Genomic DNA, 3,444 nt, shown 5'->3' on the forward strand with positions numbered 1-3,444 from the left:
TCTCTGCCGAGGTGATGTCGTGAGCGGCGACTGGATGACCCGCGCCGAGGTGGCCGACCTGCTGCGCGTCAGCCTCACCACCGTCGACCGGCTCGCCGCCGACGGGAAGCTGCGCCGCCACAAGCCAACCGGCAAACCACAGGGGCGCGTCGTCTTCTCCGCCGATCAGGTAGAGCGCCTCATCAGCAGGTCAGCCACCCGCTGACCACAAATAATCGGCCCCCGCCGCTGTCACGACGAGGGCCACGCAATCCCGAAAGGAAGCTCAACATGACAGACTCTACCACCACCCCCGCCGACTACCACGACCGCGCCAAGCGGATCGAGGCGGGTGACGAATCGTGAGCGACCTACTAGCCCACCTAGTCGAACTCGATCAGGCCATCACCGACATGCGGGAGGCCCGCAAGCGCATCGAGGCGGCCGTCACCGCGATAGCCGAGGCGAACACTTGGCCCTACGGCGACGCCTACCTTTACCAGGACGACGATTCACCCGAGCGCCTATGGCTCAACGGATTCTCGTGCATCAGACCCAGTGACGAGTTCGCCCGCGATGTTGGACGGAGCGTCATCCAGATGGCGATCCGACGCCCCGGGAAGAGCACCCAAATCGAGGTGACGGCATCGTGAGCGAGATCAACTGGGATGACTACAGCATCTACGACCACGACTTGCCGACCAACTGGCACGCCGCTGCGAGGAGGTGGGTGTGATGACGTACTACAAGGCTATCCGCCCCGACGGCACGTCGTGGTACGACCTCGGCTTCCGGTGGGTGGCTGAGCGTGGGCCGGTCGAGGGTGTGGAGGTGTGGCATCCGTCGCCCTCAGGTGAGCCCAGGTATGACCCGGCAGGGCATTTGGCCGCATCGACCGAGCCTGCCGACTGTTCCGGCATGGGGTGGCCGAGCCGTCTGCTGGAGGTGGAGCCGCTGGCCGATGTGGTGCCCGGGGCGATGCGCAAGGTCGGGTGCGCTGGGTGGCGTGTGGTGCGGGAGCTGCCCGCGTGGCAGGCGCTCGGGCCGTGTGGCCGTGAGGTGGTCGCCTATCTGGCGCTGCTGCCCACCCTGACCGATGACCAGGTGCAGATCGCCGCACGGTACGCCGCATGGTCCGCCGCACGGGACGCCGCATGGGACGCCGCATGGGACGCCGCATGGTCCGCCGCATGGTCCGCCGCACGGTACGCCGCACGGGACGCCGCATGGTCCGCCGCACGGGACGCCGCATGGGCCGTCGTCGTCCGCGACATGATCTCCACCCCCCACTTCGCGACGCTCACCGAGCCGATGCGTGCCGCCGGGATCGACTTCGCCGCGCTCGGCGGTGCGTCATGACCCGCCGCATCGTGCTCGACATCATCGTGGCCATCGTCGTCATCCTCGCGCCCGTGGTCTGCGCCGGACTGCGGATCGGGACGGAAGTGCTGCCCACCGATCAGGGACATTGACATGCCTACCACCATCACCCGACCCGGCATCTATGACGGCATCCCCGACGCCGACTACCACGCCGACCCCATCCCCGACGGCTCGCTGTCCGTTAGCCGCGCCAAGGCGCTCCTCGAAGAAGGTGGCCCGGCGAGATTCCGGCACCACGAGCTGCACGGTAGACCCCGCACAGCGGCACTCGACCTCGGTAGCGCCGTCCATGCCCTCATTCTTGGCGAGGGCAAGCGCGTGGTCGAGGTGGCCGCCGAGTCGTGGCGCACCAAGGCTGCCCGTGAGGTGCGCGACGCTGCCCACGCATCTGGACAGGTGGCACTGCTGCCCGCCGAGATGCGCCTCGCAGAGGACATGGCGGGCGTCGTATACCGCCACCCCGCCGCTGTCGAGACCCTCGCAGGCGAGCGCGAGCAGTCGATGTTTGCCCGCATTGACGGACTATGGCTACGTGGCCGGGCAGATGTCATGAATCCGGGGTGGACCGCTGACTACAAGACCGCCCGCGACGCCTCAGAGCGCGGTTTCCTGGCCGCTGCCCACCGATTCCGCTACTACCTACAGGCCGCATGGTATCGCCGCCTCCGCCGAGAGTTGACCGGCGATTTGCTGCCGTTTCGCATCGTCGCCCAGGAGAAGACGGCACCCTACCTCGTCAGCGTGTGGGAGGTTGATCCCTCCTATCTGGCGCTCGGCGAAGGTGAGATGGCGCAGGCGATCACGCTCTACCGCCAGTGTGTCGAGACCGGCAGGTGGCCCGGATACAGCCACGACATCAGGCCCCTCATCCCGCCCACATGGGCATACGACGACGACATCACAGAGGAGTGACGAGATGGACATTGACGACACGATCGCGCCGAAGAGCGACCAGCTCAACGCGGAGGACCTGCTGACCGGCCCGCGCACGTTCACCGTCGACCGAGTGCAGGTGCCCGGCGGCGAGCAGCCCGTGAACATCCACCTGCGCGAGATGCCAGGACGGCCCTACCGCCCAAGCAAAACAATGCGTCGTGTCCTCATCGCAGCGTGGGGCACGAAATCATCGGCCTACGCGGGCCGCTCGCTCACCCTGTACCGCGACCCCGACGTGCAGTTCGGCGGCGAGCGGGTCGGCGGCATCAAGATCAGCCACCTGTCTGACATCGCCCAGCCGTTGCGCCTCGCGCTGACAGAGAAGCGCGGGAAGCGGGCCGCGTACCTGGTCGAGCCGTTGCGACTCGCAAAGCCTGCGCCGACCGTGGATGTGTCAGCGATCACCGACCGCGACGAACTGCGCGCCCTGTGGCAGGACGCCGACGAGGCCACGCGTGCCGCGATCCAGAGTCGCGTCGCCGAACTGCCCGACGAGGGCCTGATCGTGCCGGAGGGCGAGTCGTGACCGGCGTCACGACCAGCATCAGTCCGTGGGGTCATATCCAGCGCACCATCGTCGGTGACACCGGAGCCGTCGAGTTATGGGGGGAGGAGGTGGGCGGCGGGCGCGGCGCAGTGCCGTGCGAGGTCGTCATCCACCAGTGGGGCGCCCCCGAGGTCGAGCGTCGGTATGAGGAGTGGACGCTGTGCCACGAGCGCAGATGCACATCCCACCGCTACTACGACTATCGGAGGGGTTGGGCGCGTGTGGATGCCGACCTGCGGGCGCTGGCCGCAGCATGGCTCCATCCCCGGCACAGGACCCGCATCCGGAGAGACGCGCCCGCTCATTGGATGTGGCGCTGCAATTGCGGACGAATCGGAAGGTGGCAGTCCACATTTGGCGAGGCCCTGTCGGCGTCTGAGCGTCACCGGCACGACATGGCCGACCTCTCCACCGACGACGGCCTGCGGCGCTACCTCGCCTCCACGCGACGCACCCAGGTCGCGGCATGACACCCACCCTGATCGCTCCCGGGGCGGGTGACGACCGCCGAGCCCCCGCCCCGGCAGCCTGCTCCGCCCTCCACATCCTCACCGGCGCGATGGGACTAGACGACCACCGCCAACCCATCACCCCACGAC

General features: G+C 68.0%; 6 protein-coding genes. All 6 read left to right on the plus strand.

Going from position 1 to position 3,444, the window contains the following annotated elements; translation table 11 throughout:
- A partial coding sequence (locus ACTNC3_RS11235) for a helix-turn-helix domain-containing protein (RefSeq protein ID WP_441227480.1) occupies positions 1-205 on the plus strand: 205 nt, incomplete at its 5' end.
- A gap of 136 nt (positions 206-341) precedes the next feature.
- Positions 342-632 (plus strand): hypothetical protein, encoded by a 291-nt coding sequence (locus ACTNC3_RS11240; protein ID WP_432232230.1) that lies wholly within the window; start codon positions 342-344, stop codon positions 630-632.
- 82 nt (positions 633-714) lie between these two features.
- Positions 715-1,338, plus strand: a complete 624-nt coding sequence (locus tag ACTNC3_RS11245; protein ID WP_441227481.1) for a hypothetical protein — start codon at positions 715-717, stop codon at positions 1,336-1,338.
- A gap of 114 nt (positions 1,339-1,452) precedes the next feature.
- Entirely contained in the window at positions 1,453-2,274 is an 822-nt protein-coding gene (locus tag ACTNC3_RS11250; RefSeq protein ID WP_441042353.1) for a PD-(D/E)XK nuclease-like domain-containing protein, read from the plus strand.
- A 4-nt stretch (positions 2,275-2,278) separates the two neighbouring features.
- Entirely contained in the window at positions 2,279-2,824 is a 546-nt protein-coding gene (locus ACTNC3_RS11255; protein ID WP_441042355.1) for a hypothetical protein, read from the plus strand.
- Complete coding sequence (locus ACTNC3_RS11260) at positions 2,821-3,315, plus strand: hypothetical protein (protein ID WP_441227482.1); 495 nt, start codon at positions 2,821-2,823, stop codon at positions 3,313-3,315. The genes ACTNC3_RS11255 and ACTNC3_RS11260 overlap by 4 nt, the downstream gene beginning before the upstream one ends.
- The last annotated feature ends 129 nt before the right edge of the window (positions 3,316-3,444 follow it).

It is taken from the genome of Oribacterium sp. HCP3S3_B9, from assembly GCF_052064255.1.
Taxonomy (GTDB): Bacteria; Bacillota; Clostridia; order Lachnospirales; family Lachnospiraceae; genus Oribacterium.